This window comes from Streptomyces sp. NPDC001530 (genome assembly GCF_042894545.1).
In the GTDB taxonomy this organism is placed as follows: domain Bacteria; phylum Actinomycetota; class Actinomycetes; order Streptomycetales; family Streptomycetaceae; genus Streptomyces.
In genome coordinates this window covers 400,842-416,887 of the sequence record NZ_JBIAVS010000003.1, presented here as the reverse complement: position 1 = coordinate 416,887, position 16,046 = coordinate 400,842, and the positions used below count along the sequence as shown (strand labels likewise).

General features: G+C 68.8%; 15 protein-coding genes. 5 read left to right on the top strand and 10 right to left on the bottom strand.

What is annotated here, in order from left to right; translation table 11 throughout:
- From ACFY0T_RS07465 to ACFY0T_RS07445, 5 genes are read right to left on the bottom strand one after another with little or no spacing between them, the layout of a single operon-like run.
- Positions 1-1,638 carry a glycoside hydrolase family 88 protein gene (locus ACFY0T_RS07465; RefSeq protein ID WP_388865490.1) on the bottom strand — a complete coding sequence of 546 codons (1,638 nt, stop codon included), beginning with the start codon at positions 1,636-1,638 and terminating at the stop codon, positions 1-3.
- A complete protein-coding gene (pqqE, locus tag ACFY0T_RS07460; RefSeq protein ID WP_388865488.1) occupies positions 1,635-2,738 on the bottom strand; it encodes a pyrroloquinoline quinone biosynthesis protein PqqE in 1,104 nt (367 codons plus the stop codon). The genes ACFY0T_RS07465 and pqqE overlap by 4 nt, the downstream gene beginning before the upstream one ends.
- Positions 2,735-2,989 (bottom strand): pyrroloquinoline quinone biosynthesis peptide chaperone PqqD, encoded by a 255-nt coding sequence (pqqD, locus tag ACFY0T_RS07455; protein ID WP_388865486.1) that lies wholly within the window; start codon positions 2,987-2,989, stop codon positions 2,735-2,737. The genes pqqE and pqqD overlap by 4 nt, the downstream gene beginning before the upstream one ends.
- Complete coding sequence (gene pqqC / locus ACFY0T_RS07450) at positions 2,986-3,708, bottom strand: pyrroloquinoline-quinone synthase PqqC (RefSeq protein ID WP_388865484.1); 723 nt, start codon at positions 3,706-3,708, stop codon at positions 2,986-2,988. Before pqqC ends, pqqD begins: the two co-directional genes overlap by 4 nt.
- Before the next feature lie 18 nt (positions 3,709-3,726).
- Positions 3,727-3,867: a pyrroloquinoline quinone precursor peptide PqqA gene (locus tag ACFY0T_RS07445; protein WP_388865482.1), complete on the bottom strand. Its 141-nt coding sequence runs from the start codon at positions 3,865-3,867 to the stop codon at positions 3,727-3,729.
- Between the two features lie 346 nt (positions 3,868-4,213).
- Between ACFY0T_RS07445 and ACFY0T_RS07440 the strand changes: the two genes are divergently transcribed.
- Positions 4,214-5,005, top strand: a complete 792-nt coding sequence (locus tag ACFY0T_RS07440) for an aldo/keto reductase (protein WP_388865706.1) — start codon at positions 4,214-4,216, stop codon at positions 5,003-5,005.
- A gap of 196 nt (positions 5,006-5,201) precedes the next feature.
- Positions 5,202-5,897, top strand: coding sequence for a glycoside hydrolase family 75 protein (locus ACFY0T_RS07435; protein ID WP_388865480.1), 696 nt, complete (start codon positions 5,202-5,204; stop codon positions 5,895-5,897).
- Between the two features lie 118 nt (positions 5,898-6,015).
- Here the strand turns inward: ACFY0T_RS07435 and ACFY0T_RS07430 are convergent, their stop codons facing one another.
- Positions 6,016-6,717: an SDR family oxidoreductase gene (locus ACFY0T_RS07430; protein WP_388865478.1), complete on the bottom strand. Its 702-nt coding sequence runs from the start codon at positions 6,715-6,717 to the stop codon at positions 6,016-6,018.
- Positions 6,718-6,719: 2 nt separating this feature from the next.
- The gene (locus ACFY0T_RS07425; protein WP_388865476.1) at positions 6,720-7,286 is read right to left on the bottom strand and encodes a hypothetical protein; all 567 of its coding nucleotides are present in this window, start codon (positions 7,284-7,286) and stop codon (positions 6,720-6,722) included.
- A 227-nt stretch (positions 7,287-7,513) separates the two neighbouring features.
- Between ACFY0T_RS07425 and ACFY0T_RS07420 the strand changes: the two genes are divergently transcribed.
- Positions 7,514-7,687, top strand: coding sequence for a hypothetical protein (locus ACFY0T_RS07420; RefSeq protein WP_388865474.1), 174 nt, complete (start codon positions 7,514-7,516; stop codon positions 7,685-7,687).
- A 22-nt stretch (positions 7,688-7,709) separates the two neighbouring features.
- On the opposite strand, the gene ACFY0T_RS07415 is transcribed toward ACFY0T_RS07420, so the two are convergent.
- Positions 7,710-8,576 (bottom strand): class I SAM-dependent methyltransferase, encoded by an 867-nt coding sequence (locus ACFY0T_RS07415; RefSeq protein ID WP_388865472.1) that lies wholly within the window; start codon positions 8,574-8,576, stop codon positions 7,710-7,712.
- A gap of 153 nt (positions 8,577-8,729) precedes the next feature.
- Here ACFY0T_RS07415 and ACFY0T_RS07410 point away from each other — a divergent pair, with 153 nt between their 5' ends.
- On the top strand, positions 8,730-9,500 hold the full coding sequence (locus tag ACFY0T_RS07410; protein WP_388865470.1) for a phytanoyl-CoA dioxygenase family protein: 771 nt from the start codon (positions 8,730-8,732) through the stop codon (positions 9,498-9,500).
- Positions 9,501-9,573: 73 nt separating this feature from the next.
- Here the strand turns inward: ACFY0T_RS07410 and ACFY0T_RS07405 are convergent, their stop codons facing one another.
- Together ACFY0T_RS07405 and ACFY0T_RS07400 are read right to left on the bottom strand one after the other, a co-directional pair.
- Positions 9,574-11,289, bottom strand: coding sequence for a glycoside hydrolase family 6 protein (locus ACFY0T_RS07405; protein WP_388865468.1), 1,716 nt, complete (start codon positions 11,287-11,289; stop codon positions 9,574-9,576).
- Positions 11,290-11,376: 87 nt separating this feature from the next.
- On the bottom strand, positions 11,377-12,852 hold the full coding sequence (locus ACFY0T_RS07400) for a cellulase family glycosylhydrolase (protein ID WP_388865466.1): 1,476 nt from the start codon (positions 12,850-12,852) through the stop codon (positions 11,377-11,379).
- 253 nt (positions 12,853-13,105) lie between these two features.
- Between ACFY0T_RS07400 and ACFY0T_RS07395 the strand changes: the two genes are divergently transcribed.
- Positions 13,106-16,021 carry a glycoside hydrolase family 48 protein gene (locus ACFY0T_RS07395; protein WP_388865464.1) on the top strand — a complete coding sequence of 972 codons (2,916 nt, stop codon included), beginning with the start codon at positions 13,106-13,108 and terminating at the stop codon, positions 16,019-16,021.
- The last annotated feature ends 25 nt before the right edge of the window (positions 16,022-16,046 follow it).

Here is a 16,046-nt window from a genome sequence, read left to right as displayed (position 1 = left end):
TCACCTCGCCCTGAGTTGTTCGTTCATGATCAGAAAGGCGCCGAGACCGTGGAAGTCGTTGGTCGCCCTGGTGCGGGCCACGTAGTAGGCGTAGTCGCCGACGTTCGTGCCGATGGAGATGTCCGTGAGGTTCGTCCGGCCGTCGGAGCCGAGTGAGATCTTCGCCAGGACGCCCTGGTAGCCGCGTTGAGCGACGTCGTTGTAGTGCGCGTCGATGTAGCCCTGCTGGGCGCCGCGCGAGAGGGCGTAGGTGAACATGCTGGAGCAGGACGTCTCGGTCCAGTTGTCGCTGCGGTCGCCCTTGTCGATGACCTGGAACCAACGGCCGGTGTTCGGGTCCTGGTAGTGCTCCAGGCCCGCGGCCAGCTTCTGCAGGATGGTCAGGAGCTCGGCACGGCGCGGGTGCGAACTCGGGATCGCGTCCAGCACGTTGACGATCGCCATCGAGTACCAGCCGACCGCCCGGCACCAGTGCTCGGGGGCGAGACCGGTCCCCGGGTCGGACCAGCTCGCCGTGCGCGACTCGTCGAAGGCGTGCTTCAACAGGCCGTTCGTGACCTGGAGATGGCGGCCGTAGACGGAGAGCTGCTTGGCCGCCTCGTTGTTCGCGTACGCCGCGTCGTTGAACTCCTTGCCGTACTCGACGAGGAACGGATTGACCATGTAGACGCCGTCCGCCCACAGTTGGTGGGCCCGGCTGTCCGAGGTCGCGTGCCAGAAGCCGCCGTCCGAGGTGCGCGGATAGGTCTCGAGGCGGTCGCGGATCTTCTTCGCCGCGATGCGGTAGCGGTCCTGGCCGGTCTCGTGGTGCAGGATCGTCAGGAGCCGTCCGGCCTGCATGCTGTCGAGGTTGTTGAAGCTCTGCCCGATCGTGCCGTCGCTCGACACGAAGCGGTCGACGTAGTTCTTGATGTACGAGAGAAGGCGCGGGTCGTGCGTGCGCTGGTACGTGAGGTACTGGCCGTAGAGGTACAGGCCGACCGGGTACGACCAGCCGCCTATCGTGGTCGGCGAGTAGCGCGCCATCGTCGACTCGACCATGGCGACCGACCAGTCGGTGGTGGCCGCGGGCTGTCCCACAGTCAGCGAGTCCAGGTTGGGGCCGCCGTTCGCGGTGGTGGCGGTGGCCCGGACGGTGTTGCCGCCCTGCTGGAGCGCGACGTCGACCGTCCGCGTCTGCCAGCCGGTCCAGGAGCCGTTGCCGGGGAAGGACAGTTTGGCGGCCACCAGGACGCCGTTGACGGTGATGTCCATCGGGCGGTCGGCGGTCGTGCCGTTGGCGAAGCGGAAGGCGAGCGGCAGGGTGGCCTGATCCTCCGCGGTGACTGTGAATTCGACGTAACTGCCCGCCGCGTTGGCGTAGTTGACGAACCCGGTGCCGGTGAAGCCGGAGTGGTCCGACTCGACGCTGCCCTGCCCGATCGCGGCGTACTCGGCCTCGTAGCCGACGGCGGCCCAGGCGGCGGACTCGGGGACGGCGGCCAGTCCGGCAGCCGGGGTCGCGGACTCGGGGACGGCGGCCGGGGTGGCAGCCGGGGTCGCGGACTCGGGGACGGCGGCCGGGGTGGCGGACGCCGGGACCGCGGCCAGTCCGCCGGCAAGCAAGACCGCCGTCAGCAGCACACGTAGACGTCTCATGTTCCTCCTTCGCGATAGGCAGGGGCCGGGACAGGGGCCGCCGCACGAGCCGTGTCCGCCGCGTACGGCGCGGCCACCAGGTCGCGGACGAGACCGTGGTCGGGCGCGTGACGGCAGACCGGGTCGGTGCGGGCCGCGTCGCCGGTGAGCGCGTATGCCTGGCAGCGGCAGCCGCCGAAATCGGTCGTGTGCAGGACACAGCCGCGGCAGGGCTCCTGCATCCAGGTCTCGCCGCGGTAGGCGTTGAAGGCATGGGACTCCCGCCAGATCCAGGCGAGTTGGCGATCTTTCACGTTCGGCGGCTCGAGGCCGGGAAGGGAGGCCGCGGCCGGGCACGGGAGGACCGTGCCGTCCGGGGCGACGGTGAGCGAGACGGCGCCCCAGCCGCCCATGCACGGTTTCGCGGTGCCGTCGAGATAGTCGGCGGCGACCCAGACCAACTCCATGGCCTTGCCCAGGCGTTCACGTCGGCGGGTCACGGTCTGGCGGGCGTGTTCGACCTGCTCGCGGGTCGGGAGCAGGGACGCACGGTTGCGCAACGCCCAGCCGTAGAACTGGGTGTTGGCGAGCTCGACCCGGTCGGCGCCCCAGGCGAGTCCGAGCGCGATCAGGTCGTCGAGGGCGTCGATGTTGGCGCGGTGCAGCACGACGTTCAGCCCGAGCGGGAGCCCCGCCGCGCGAACCAGCTGCGCGGCCCTCTCCTTGGCAGCGAACGAGCGGGCGCCCGCGATGAGTTCGGAGGCGATCGGATCGGCGTGCTGAACGGAGAGCTGGACACTGCGCAGTCCGGCGTCCTTGAGTTCCGCGAGCCGTCGTTCATGCAGGCCGACTCCGCTGGTGACGAGCTGGGTGTAGAGGCCGGCTGCGTCGGCGGCCGCGACGATGTCGGCGAGATCACGTCTGAGGAGCGGTTCGCCGCCCGAGAGGTGGGTTTGGACGACGCCCAGGTCGGCGGCCTGACGCAGCACCCCGACCCATTGTCCAGTGGTCAGCTCTTCTGACCGACTGATCAGTTCGACGGGGTTGGAGCAATACGCGCAGCGCAGCGGGCAGCCATGGGTGAGTTCCGCGAGCAGCGCCCAGGGGGGAGCCACGGTCACTGGAGCCAGCCCTCCTTTCGCAATGCCGTGAGGAATGCGGGGACTTCGTCGGCGACGGGTGCGCCGGGGAACCGTTCGCCGAGCTCCGCGACGATCTCGTCCACCTCGCGGCTGCCGTCGCAGAGCCGGACGACACTGCCGGCGTTGCCGCGCAGGACGACGACTCGCTCGGGCAGGAGCAGCAAGTCGGTGCTTCGGACGCGGTCGTGACGGAGCATCACGGAACGGGACAGGACGGGCCGCCAGGTCATGAGCCGCCGCCCCGGTCGACGGCGTCCAGTAGCGCCCACAGCACCTCGCACTTGAACGCGAGTGCCGCCACCGCCCGTTCCTGCTGCTCCCTGGTGCGGGCCCAGGCGTGGACGAGCGCGAGGGCCTCCTCGCTGTCGCGGCCGCCCTGGCCGATGCGGGCCCGGAAGTACGCGAGCCCCTCGGCTTCGATCCACGGGTAGTGGCGTTCGAAGGCGGCGATGCGGGTGCGCATCAGAGACGGTGCCGACAGCTCGGTCAGGGACGCGGCGACGGCGTCGAGCGCGGGGCGCAGGCGGCAGAAGTTGACGTAGCCCTCGACCGCGAGCCGCACCCCGGGCAGTACCCGGGACGCGTCCCACAGCGTCGAGCGGTCGAGGCCTGCCGCCTCACCGAGCCGCAGCCAGCGTTCGATGCCGCCCTCCCCCTCGGCCGTTCCGTCGTGGTCCTGGATCCTGCGCAGCCAGGCGCGGCGCAGTGCGGGGTCGTCGAGTTTGGCGAGGATCAGGGCGTCCTTGACGGGGATGTGGCGCTGGTAGTGGAACCGGTTGGCGATCCAGCGGCGCAGCTCGGTGGGGCTCAACTCACCTTGGTGCATACGGATGTTGAAGGGGTGCCGGTCGTGGTAGCGCTCCTCGCCGACGGCGCGCAGCCGCTCGGTGAACTCGGGGGTTCGCCAAGGGGCCGCGGCACCGTCGTCGCGCACGGTTGTCGCGGTCACGGTTCGACCACCGTGGGGCTAGCGGTCGCCGAGGGCGTAGGCGGTGACCTCCAGGGCGGTCTCGACGACGAGATACCCGGGGGTCTCCCAGACCCTTTCCTCCGATGTCTCTCGAATGACCCGTTCCGTGCAGTGGCTCTCGGAAGCCTTCTCGTTCATGTGCGCGTACCTGCTTTCCCGATGGGTGGGGGTGTGGGGCCCAGACAGGTGCTGGTGTTCACATGCATGCACCGAGTTCATCAACGCGTTCGGCGATTGCCCTACAGAGTGGTCGGATGACGGGACCCGGTCAATGGTCCGGACCGATAAGGTCGGATCCATTTCCGGCCAACCTCCGGTCGCGCCATGGCCGACGCCCGGCTCTCACCATCAATCCGCAGGGAATCCACCGGTCAGAAATGCATTACGGCCCGCGATCGTTGACCATGGGAGTACCACCCGACGACTGAAGGATCGAGAGCTCGTGAGCAAGGTCCCCCCGATCATCCTGAACAACGGCGTCGAGATGCCGCAGCTGGGCTTCGGCGTCTGGCAGGTGCCGGACGACGAGGCGGAGCGGGCGGTCGCCACCGCACTGGAGGCCGGGTACCGCAGCATCGACACAGCGGCGATCTACGGCAACGAAGAGGGCACCGGCAAGGCCATCGCCGCCTCCGGCGTCGCCCGCAAGGACCTCTTCGTCACCACCAAGCTCTGGAACAGCGACCAGGGGTACGACTCGGCGCTGCGCGCCTTCGACACGTCCCTGGAGAAGCTCGGCCTGGAGTACATCGACCTGTATCTGATCCACTGGCCACTGGCGTCCCGGGGCAAGTACGTCGACACGTACAGAGCCTTCGAGAAGATCTACGCGGACGGCCGCGCCAAGGCCATCGGCGTCTCCAACTTCCTTCCGGAGCACCTCGAGAAGCTGATCGGCGCGACGTCCGTCATCCCGGCCGTCAACCAGATCGAGCTGCACCCGCACCTCCAGCAGCACACGGCGCGTGAGTTTCACGCGGAGCAGGGCATCGCGACCGAGGCCTGGTCTCCGCTCGGCTCCGGCAAGGGCCTCCTGGAGGTCCCGGCGATCATCGCCATCTCCCAGAAGCACGGCCGCACCCCGGCGCAGATCGTGCTCCGCTGGCACCTCCAGCTGGGGAACGTCGTGATCCCCAAGTCCGTGACCCCGTCCCGGATCAAGGAGAACATCGACGTCTTCGACTTCTCCCTGGACGCCGAGGACATCGCGGCGATCAGCGCGCTGAATGAGGACCGTCGTCTGGGTCCGGACCCGGCGACGTTCGACATGGGCTGAGCCTCACCGCTTGTCCGTCGGCCCGGATGCGCACCGCGCGCATCCCGCGCACCGCGCGCATCCGGGCCGATGCCGTTCCCCGCCCCACTCCTGGACCGGACCAAGTCCGCCGAAGGGCTTGACGCGGCCATGCAAGCAGAGCCACCTTGTACGGCAACCCGGTAAGGAAACTTTCCTAACAGAAGGGTCCCCCACAGTGCGCAATCGAACACTGACCCTCGCCGCCGTCGCCGGCGCCACGCTCCTAGCCACCGCGGCGCTCCCGGCCAACGCCTCCGGCACCGCCAACCCCCGTTCGGCGCAGGAGGGTTCGGTCAGCGCGGCCGACCTGCTCGCCAAGGTGACGTCCTGTTCGCAGATCTCGAACGGCAAGTACAAGACCGACGACGAGACCTCGGCCAGCGTCCCCGTGTGCGGCAAGAACGGCGCGGTGTTCTGGAAGGCGGACATGGACGTCGACTGCGACGGACAGGTCACCAGCAAGTGCAACGGCGACACCGACCCCTGGTTCCAGGACGACACCGCCTTCCACCAGTCCAACGGCAAGCCGCTGCGCGCCGACTCCCTGCCGTACGTGGTCGTGCCCAGCACGAGCAGCATCTGGAAGTACACGAGCTCGGGCATCAAGGGTGGTGGCGTGGTCGCCGTCATCTACAACGGCAAGGTCGAGTACGCGGTCGTCGGTGACACCGGGCCCACGAAGATCATCGGCGAAGCGTCCTACGCCACGGCGAAGGCGCTCGGCATCAACCCCGACCCGGAGACGGGTGGGGTCGACTCCGGGGTGACGTACATCCTGTTCAAGAACTCTCAGGTGTCGCCCATCGAGAGTCACAGTGCGGCGGTGTCGCTGGGTGACTCGCTGGCGAAGCAGTTCCTTCAGAACAACTGAGGGGCGGCTGTCCGTCGTTCGAAAACTGCGGGCCGTCTGTGGCTCGTCGCGCCCACGCGGCGGAGCCGCACCATGTCAGCGCCCCGCGCCCCTCGCGGGGCGCGGGACAACGGCGGAATCAGTTGGGCTGGCCGATCGGCCGTACCACCACGGTGTTCACATCGACACCGTCCGGCTGCCGGATTGCCCAGACGATCGAGTCGGCGAGCTGATCCGCGGTCAGCAGATGGCCCGGCGGGAGGCTGCCGTAGCTGTCCCAGAACGGGGTCTCCACGCGGCCGGGAGAGATCAGGGTCACCCCGACGCCGTACTCGGTGACCTCGCGTCGTGCGTTCTCGGCGAGGCCGGTCACGGCCCACTTGGTCGCCCCGTAGATGTTGCCGGGGGTGGGGATGTGGCCGGCGACGCTGCCGATCAGCACGATCCGGCCGCGCGTCTCCTTCAACGCGTCGATGGATGCCCTGATCAGCAGCGCGGGCCCCAGCACATTGGTCAGCACCATCTCGGACCAGCCCGCCGGGTCGCCCTGCGCGACCGTGTCGTGCGTGGCGAAGCCGGCGTTGGCGACGACCGTGTCGAGGCGCCCGAACTCCTTGAGTGTCGCGTCCACCGCCGCCTGCACCTGGTCGTACTCGGCCGCGTTCCCGACGAACGTCAACAGCCCCTCGGGACGGCCGAGTTCCTCGGCGAAGCCGCGCAGCCGCTCCTCACCGCGCCCGGTGACCGCGACCCGGTGCCCCGCGTCGAGAAGCCGCCGCGCGACCGCGGCGCCGATACCGCTTCCGCCACCCGTGATGAGCGCGACAGGTGAGTCGGTCATGGCTACCCCCATATGTTTTCGGTGAACGACGGGAGTTCATCACTTGGAGCGCTCTCGAAGTCAAGGTCGAGGCACCACCGCACGTCCCGGCCGTAGGCACTCAACACATAGGCCTGTAGGGCACATCGGGCAGATATCTGCGCCACTCGGCCCGACTCGCCACCGCCCGCCCGTGCGCACACCTCGGCCGCCGCTCGATCCGGTGCCAACTCAGGTGATCGGAAGGGCATATGGGCGGTAGCGACGTGCAACTCCCGGCCGCCCTGGGTGAATCCGACGGCAAGGACCGGTCCGTCACCGGCCGGCAGGGTCGCTCCGGGCAACCGTGGTGACGCCGTCTCCCACACCCGGACCGAACCGTCGGCCCGGCTCGCGGCCAGCAGCGAACGGTCGCCGGAGAAGGCCGGCGCGGGTTCCCTGACGGTGGAGTCGGCAGGTGCCAGGCTGGCGCCGCCCTGCTGATCGGCGCCGCGCTGGACCGGCTCGTACGGGCCGCCGGACGGATGCGCGCCCTCGCGCCGGCGGGGGCGGGCGCCGCCGTTCTGGCGCTGCTCCCGGTGACGCTGCACCTGCGTACGCCCGAGAGCCGTACCGACGACGTCACCGCCGTGGCCCGGGCCGTCGCGGAAGCCGGTGCCCGGGGTGACGGTGTGCTCTACCTGCCGGTGCGCCGTGTGTGGTCCCTGCCCGACCCCGGTTCGGTGCGCGGGCTGCGCGATCGGCCCTGGACCGCGGCCCGGTCGCCTCGCACACCTTGTACGGCACGGAGGTTCCGTCGCCTGTCATCCGCGCGCGGATGCTCGCCACGCCCCGGGTGGTCGCCGTATGCGATCCCGTGGGGCAGCCGCTCGACCGGACGCGGCAGGAGATCGTCAAACGGCAGGTCCTGGCGGAGTACTTCGAGGAGTGCGGCACGCGGCGGGTCCAGGGCGCGCGGGTCCAGGTGTTCGCGCGCCCGGGCACGTGCTGAGCACGGGTGAGGGCCGGGCGGGCTACTCCGGCTTCACGCCGAGGTACACCGTCTGCGCCGTCAGCAGGAAGACGTCCGGACGATGGTGCACGCTCGCCTTGTCGTCCGGGTCGAGGAGCCGGTCGAGGGTGGCGAGGTCGTCCGCGTCGAGGCCCTCGGCCAGGCCGTCCCGGCGGTGGGTGAGGGAGGTGACGACGAAGGCGCGGGCCTCGTCCGACAGCGGGGCCGGGAGGTCAAGGAGGAAGGTGCGGGTCGCGGTGTGGCGCAGGCCCACGGCGGTCAGCAGGGCGGGCCAGTCCTCCGTCTCGGCCACCGCTCCGGGCAGCTCGGCCCGCATCCGGGTGAACCACTCGTCGTGGACCGCGTCGATGCGGGACTGCAGACCGGGGCGCCCGATGCCGATGTCGCGCGGCAGGAAGCGCGTGGGCAGACCGCCCTCCAGGAGGGCGAGGGTGCCGCCGGGCGCGAGGCCGCGCGCGAAACCGGAGAGCGCGGCGCGCTGGTCGCCGACGTGGTGCAGCGACCTGCTGGCCCACAGCAGGTCCGCGGGATACTCCAAGTCGCCGAGCCCGTCGGCGAGTTCGGCCTCCACGGTGCTGAAGCGGTCGGCGACGCCGAGCCGGTCCGCACGGGCGCGGGCCCGTTCCAGGAGAGGTTCCGCGCCGTCCACGGCGACGACCCGTGCCTGCGGGAAGGTGTCCGCGAGGAGACAGGAGATCACGCCGGGGCCGCTGCCCGCGTCCACGATCATCTCGGGATCCGGCCGCCGCTCCCGGATCCAGGCCGCCGCCTCGGAGTACAGCGGGTTGAACAGTTCGGCCTCCTGCTCCAGCAGGGGCAGCCACTCGGTGAAGTCGATCTGTGTGTGGTCGTGGTGGTGGTGTGCCATGGTTCCGAGCCTCTCGTCCGGGATGCCGACAGCCTGGTCCGCCACTCCCGGAAACGGCCAGTCGTGTTGCGCAAACAGCAAAAAAGGGGGCGAGCACAAAGCCCGCAGAAAAACCGGATGCGCCCGCGCGGACCGGTCCCCGAGCATGGCCCCATGGACGACGAGATGGTGGAGCGCTTCCTCGAGGACGGTTTCGTGAAGATCGAGGGCGCCTTCCCCCCGCGCGTCGCCGAGGACTGCGCACGGCTGCTGTGGGAGGAGACGGGCTACGACCCGCACGATCCGGCGACCTGGGCCGAGCCGGTGCACTGGGTCTCCGGCATGGCCCAGGGCCCGTTCGCCGCGGCGGCCAACTCCCCCGCCCTGCACGAGGCGTTCGACCTGCTGCTCGGCGAGGGCCGCTGGAAACCACGCTACTCGCTGGGCAGTTTCCCGCTGCGCTTCCCGCACGAGGAGGAGCCGGAGGACGCCGGCTGGCACATCGAGGGGAGCTATCTGCCCGAGGGCGAGACCTGGTACTTCACAAACCTCCGGTCGAGGGGCCGCGCGCTGCTGATGCTCTTCCTGTTCAGCGAGGTGGGCCCCCAGGACGCCCCCACCCGTATCCGCGTCGGCTCCCACCTGGACGTGCCGCCGCTGCTGGCGCCGTACGGCGAAGAAGGGGTCTCGGGCCTGGACCTCGCCCCGAAGCTCGTCGAGGCCTCGGCGCGCCGCCCGCTCGCGTACGCCACCGGCCGCCCCGGCGACGTATACCTCTGTCACCCCTTCCTGGTGCACGCGGCGCAGCCGCATCACGGGACCCGGCCGCGTTTCATGGCGCAGCCGCCGCTGTACCCGGCGGTGCCGTACGAGCTGGAGCGGGCCGACGGGGACTACTCGGCGGTGGAGTTCGCGATCCGCCGGGGGCTGGCCCACGAGGGCTGAACCCCCGGCGGATCACAACGTCACCGGATCACACGTCACAAGGTCACCCGGCCACACAGCCAGCCGCCCGGGTCTACAGCGGCGGGTACGCGTTCGTCATGAGCTGCTGGAACTGCGCCGAGAACCAGTGCCCGGACAGCGGAGCGTTCGGCAGGGCACCCGACATGTTGTTGCCGTTGCGGGCATTGCCCGTGTACGTCGGGTCGCACATCCGGTCGAAGCCCTTGCCCTCGTCGTTCGGGATCGCCGAGCTGGAGCCGTCGGACTCGCCCGGAGGCTTCATCCACACATAGGCGTCGATGCCGGCCGCCGGGGCCGCCTGCGGGCGCTCGCCGAGACCGGCGCCGGACTGGTTGCACCAGTTGCCGACGTGGATGCGGCGGTCGTAGCGGCCGCCGTCGACATAGGTGTCGACACTGGTCATCGCGCCCGGACCGGTGGGCCGCGCCGTCCCGCCCCAGCCGTTCCTGGACGTGTCGATCAGCATGCCGATGCCGGAGTTGAAGCCGATGGAGGCGAGCTGGTTGCGGAAGGCCTGCGCGTACGACAACTCGTCGACGTAGCGGTTCCAGTCGACCCACTTGGACTGGCGTACGGACGTGCCGTTCACCGTGTCGTTGATGGTGAAGTTGTTCTCCTTCAAGGCGCTGTAGTTCGCCGTGTTGGTGATGAACCCGTGCACGTCGTCGACCGTCGCGCCCTCGCTCGTCGCCGCCTGCTGGAACAGGGTGGCCGAAGGGGCGAAGTTGTCGTCCCAGCCGAGCCAGCCGTGGTGGCCGGCGTCGATGTAGTTGTAGACGTTGGGGATCGCGCCGAGCTTGGCCAGCGCGTAGCCGACGCCCTTCACGTAGTTGCCGTTGGCGAGCATGGTGTCGCACGCGGGCGTGGCGGTGGCCCGGCTGCCGGTGTTGGTGACCAGGTTCGGCAGCGAGTCGATCTCGATGGTGGTGACGATCCGCAGCGAGCTGTACTTGCTGTCGGCGAGGATCGCCGCGATCGGGTCGATGAACTGCGTCTTGTACTTGTCGATCTCCGTCGGACCGAGCTCACCGTTGGAGGCGAGGGCCGCGCAGTCGCGTCCAGGCAGGTCGTAAATGACGAGTTGGACGACCTCTTCGCCGCTGCCCTTCTGCGCGAGCGCCGCGTCGAGGTGGGCGCGCAAGCCCATGCCGCCGTTCACGCCGTTGATCGCGGCGATCCGGTCCAGCCAGACACCGGTGGGCTGGTTGGAGATCCGGCTGCCGCCGGTCTCGGCCGCGGCCTTCGCGGACCACTCCGGGTTCACGTACACCTTGGCACCGGCGTACGGGTTGTCGACCTTGCCGGACGGCCCCCCTGGGTCCGGAGGATCCGTTGGGCCACCGTCGTCGACATTGCAGGTGACCCCGTCGAGCGTGAAGCTGGTCGGCAGCGCGCTGGTGCCGCTGTACGAGGCGTTGAACCCGAAGCTGACCGAACCGCCGGTCGCCAGCGAGGCGTTGTAGGTCTCGTTGGCGGCAGTGACGGCCGTCCCGCTCTGGCTGATCTTGGCGTTCCAGCCGCTGGTCACCTTCTGGTTTCCGGCGTACGACCACTTCACGGCCCAACTGCTCTTCGCAGCCCCGTTGTTGGTGACCGTGACAGCGGCGGTGAAGCCGGTGTCCCACTGGTTCTGCACCTTGTAGTCGACGGTGCAGGGGACGGCGGCGATTCCGGCGTCCGGGGCGATGGCCGCGGCAGCGGTGCCGGTCGTGGTCGCGCCGCCGAGGAGGACCAGGCTGGCGAGTAATGCTGTTCTGGTACGACTCATGAGTGCGGGTTTCCTATCGGTTGAGACTTGTCCGTTGAGGAACTTGGCCGTTGAAGGCCCATCCGTTGAGGGCTTGTCCGTGAGGACTTATCCGTTGAGGGCGCGCAGATGGTCGCGCAGCCCGATGCCGTATGCCGTGGGCGTTCCGTCGTAGTTGGAGATCAGGGAGGGGCCCGAGGAGCAGTCCCAGGTGTTCCAGGTCCAGCCGAGGTAGGAGAGTCCCCGGTCGTCGAACCACTTCATGACGGTGTCGACGAAGGAGTGGGAGCAGGTGTTCTCGCCGATCTCCCCCGCCACGAGCGGGACTTGGGCGGCCACCGGGGCGAGCGTCGAGTTCCAGCAGCTCTCACTGGCGCAGGTGTTGAAGTTGTAGACGTGGTACGCGGCGACGAGATTGCCCGTCGGGTCACTGGGCTTGTACGTCAGCCACTGGCTCAGGTCGTTGGAGTACGCGAGCCCGCCGGCGAGGATCAGGTTCTTGGCGCCGGTGCCGCGTACGGCGTCGACCAGGTCCTGCATTCCGGCGACCTCGTAGGAGATGCCGGGGCAGGTGCCGCCGTCCCGCCAGCAGGTCCACGCCTGGGTGGTCGTGGAGGTCGCGCGGTCGGGGTAGGGCTCGTTGAACAGGTCGAACGCGACGGCCGGATCGTCCTTGAAGGTGCCCGCGACCGAGGCCCAGAAGGACGGGGTGTACTGGGCGTCCGGCATCGGCTTCTGACAGGTGGCGTGTACGTCGGAGCAGCCCGCGGAGTTGCCGGTGTACTGACCGTAGGACCAGTGCAGTTCGAGCATCGGCGTCATGCCGTGCGCCTTGACCTTCGCCACCAAGTCCTTGACGGCGGCGATGTAGTTGGCGCCCGCGTACTCCGGTTTGATGTTGGAAAGCCCCAGCCAGCACTCCTCGTTGAGCGGAATGCGGACCGTGTTGGCCTTCCAGTCGGCGATCGCCTTCACCGCGGCGTCGTCGACCGGGCCGTCGAAGATGCCGTAGCCCTGGACGCACATGAACTCGCCACCGGAGCGGTTGACGCCGAGCAGTCGGCGGGTGGCTCCGGTGGAGTCCACCACCTTGTTGCCAAAGACATGGAGCTTCGGCGCCTCACCGGTCGTCGGCGGCTCCGTCGGCGTAGGTGTGGGCGTGGGGTCGGCGTCCGCATTGCACGTAGTGCCGTTGAGCTTGAAGCCCGTCGGCGCCGCGTTGCTCCCCGACCACGAGGCGAGGAATCCGGCGCTGACACTGGCCCCCGAGCCCAACGAGCCGTTCCAGCTCTCGTTGGACGCGGTCACGGTCGTACCGGACTGGGACCACTTGGCGTTCCAGCCCTGGTTGATCTTCTGGCCGTATCCGAAGTCGAAGGTGAGGCTCCAACTGCTCACCGCTGCCATGCTGTTGGTGATCTTCACGGCGCCCTGGAAGCCGGTGTCCCACTGACTGGTGACGGAGTACTCCACCGTGCACGCGGGTGTGGCTCCCGAAGCCGTGACGACCGGCGCGATCGCGGTGCCCACGAGGGCGACCGCGGCGCCGACCACTAAAAGACTCAAACGCGGGGGGTGTCGCATGAGCGACTCCTTGCAGCTCGGGCGCGTCGTGACGGACGCGTCGACTGATGGAATCGCTCCCACTGGTGCGGACGAAGCTAGCGCCAAGTGTCGGTAAAGGACAGAGGAGTTGCACTGTTGATCAATCGAATCATTTCGACTCTTCAAGCACCTTGACCCCTCACACCCCCCTCTCCAATATGGGAGCGCTCCCACTGGTTCAAGGCTTGTTGCTCCTCCCCCCATTCTCCGAGCCGCAAGGAGGAACCAGCACATGCACCCCAGAAGGAGACGCCGCAGAGCGCGGCGGTTGTGGACCGCCGTCGTGGCGGCCCTCGCGCTCCCCCTCGCGACACTGGCGACCGGCACAACTCCCGCACAGGCGGGGACGGTTCAGTGCAGCGTCGACTACAAGACCAATGACTGGGGCTCCGGTTTCACCGCGGATCTGACGATCACCAACCGCGGTACGGACGCCCTCAACAGCTGGACGCTGACCTACGACTACACGGGCAACCAGACCCTCACCAACGGCTGGAACGGCACCTGGTCCCAGTCCGGGAAGTCGGTCACCGCGAAGAACGCCTCCTGGAACGGGACAATCGCCTCCGGGGCCGCCGTCTCCACCGGCGCGCAGTTCACGTACAGCGGCACGAACACCGCCCCCGCCTCCTTCGCCGTCAACGGCACCACCTGCACCGGTGCGCACCAGCCGCCGGTCACCGTGCTGACCAGCCCCACCGCGGGCGCCGTCTACACCCAGGGCGACGCGATCCCGCTGGCCGCGACCGCCGCGGCCGCCGACAGCGCGACCATCAGCAAGGTCGAGTTCTACGACGACACCACGCTGCTGGGCACCGACACCAGCTCGCCGTACTCGCTCTCGGTCTCCAGCTTGTCCGTGGGCAGTCATTCACTGGTCGCCAAGGCGTACGACAGCCTGGGCGCGTCGGCGGATTCCACTCCGGTCGGCGTCACAGTCGCCTCGGGTCCCGCCGTGGTGGCCTCGCCGACCCAACTCGGCGTCCAGCAAGGGAAGTCGGGCACCTTCGATGTGAAGCTGTCGACGCAGCCGAGCGCGAACGTGACGGTGTCGACCGCTCGCACGGACGGCAACACGGGTCTGTCCGTCACCGGCGGCTCCAGCCTCACCTTCACGCCGTCCAACTGGAACACGGCGCAGAAGGTGACCATCACCGCCGACTCCTCCGGCACGGGATCGGCGACCTTCACGGCCTCCGCGACCGGCCACGCCAAGGCCACGGTCACCGTGACGGAACTGGCCGCGTCGAAGGCGTACGACGCCCGATTCCTGGACCTCTACGGCAAGATCACCAACCCGTTGAACGGCTACTTCTCCCCCGAGGGCATCCCCTACCACTCGGTGGAGACGCTGATCGTCGAGGCGCCGGACCAGGGTCATGAGACGACGTCGGAGGCGTACAGCTATCTGATCTGGCTGCAGGCCATGTACGGGAAGGTCACCGGCGACTGGTCCAAGTTCAACGCCGCGTGGACGACCATGGAGACGTACATGATCCCCACGCATGCCGACCAGCCGACGAACTCCTTCTACAACGCCTCGAAGCCGGCGACCTACGCGCCCGAGCTGGACACCCCGGGCGAGTACCCGGCGAAGCTCGACACCGGTGTCTCGGTCGGCTCGGACCCGATCGCGGCTGAGCTGAAGAGCGCGTACGGCACGGACGACGTCTACGGCATGCACTGGCTGCAGGACGTCGACAACGTCTACGGCTACGGCAACGAGCCCGGCAAGTGCGAGGCCGGACCGACCGCGACCGGCCCCTCGTACATCAACACCTTCCAGCGCGGCGCACAGGAGTCGGTGTGGGAGACGGTGCCGCAGCCGACCTGCGACGCCTTCAAGTACGGGGGCACGAACGGGTACTTGGACCTCTTCACCGGGGACTCCTCGTACGCCAAGCAGTGGAAGTACACCGACGCCCCCGACGCCGACGCGCGGGCCGTGCAGGCCGCGTACTGGGCCGACGTCTGGGCCAAGGCGCAGGGCAAGGGCGGCGATGTGTCGGCGACCGTCGGCAAGGCGGCGAAGATGGGCGACTATCTGCGCTACGCCATGTACGACAAGTACTTCAAGAAAATCGGCAACTGCGTCGGCCCGTCGACCTGCGCGGCCGGCACCGGCAAGGACGCCTCGCACTATCTGCTCTCCTGGTACTACGCCTGGGGCGGCGCCACCGACACCTCGGCGGGCTGGGCCTGGCGCATCGGCTCCAGCCACGTCCACGGCGGCTATCAGAACCCGCTTGCGGCCTACGCGCTCAGCTCGTACGCCGATCTGAAGCCCAAGTCGTCCACTGGGGCGGCGGATTGGGGCACCTCACTGACCCGGCAGCTGGAGTTCTACCGCTGGCTGCAGTCGAACGAGGGTGCCATCGCGGGCGGTGCGACCAACAGCTGGGCGGGCCGTTACGCGACGCCTCCGGCCGGGACGCCGACCTTCTACGGCATGTACTACGACCAGCAGCCGGTGTACCACGACCCGCCGTCCAACCAGTGGTTCGGCTTCCAGGCGTGGTCCATGGAGCGGGTCGCCGAGTACTACCAGCAGACGGGGAACGCCGGAGCGAAGGCGATCCTCGACAAGTGGGTCTCCTGGGCGCTGTCCAAGACGACCATCAACCCGGACGGCAGCTACCAGATTCCGTCCGCCCTCCAGTGGTCGGGCGCCCCCGACACCTGGAACGCATCGAGTCCCGGCGCCAACAGCGGACTTCACGTCACCGTCGCCGACTACACGAACGACGTGGGTGTGGCGGCCGCGTACGCCAAGACCCTGTCGTACTACGCCGCCAAGTCCGGCAACACCCAGGCGAAGACGACGGCGAAGGCACTGCTCGACGGCATGTGGAGCAACTACCAGGACGGCCTCGGTATCGCCGTCCCGGAGACCCGCGCCGACTACAACCGCTTCGACGACGGCGTGTACGTGCCGAGCGGCTGGAGCGGCAAGATGCCGAACGGCGACACGATCAACTCCTCCTCGACCTTCACCTCGCTCAGGTCCTTCTACAAGAACGACCCGGCCTGGTCGAAGATCGAGAGCTATCTGGCGGGCGGCGCCGCGCCCTCTTTCACGTACCACCGGTTCTGGGCCCAGGCGGACATAGCCCTGGCCATGGGCTCGTACGCGGAGCTCCTCGAATAGTCCCCGCTAAGGCTCCGTGTACAAG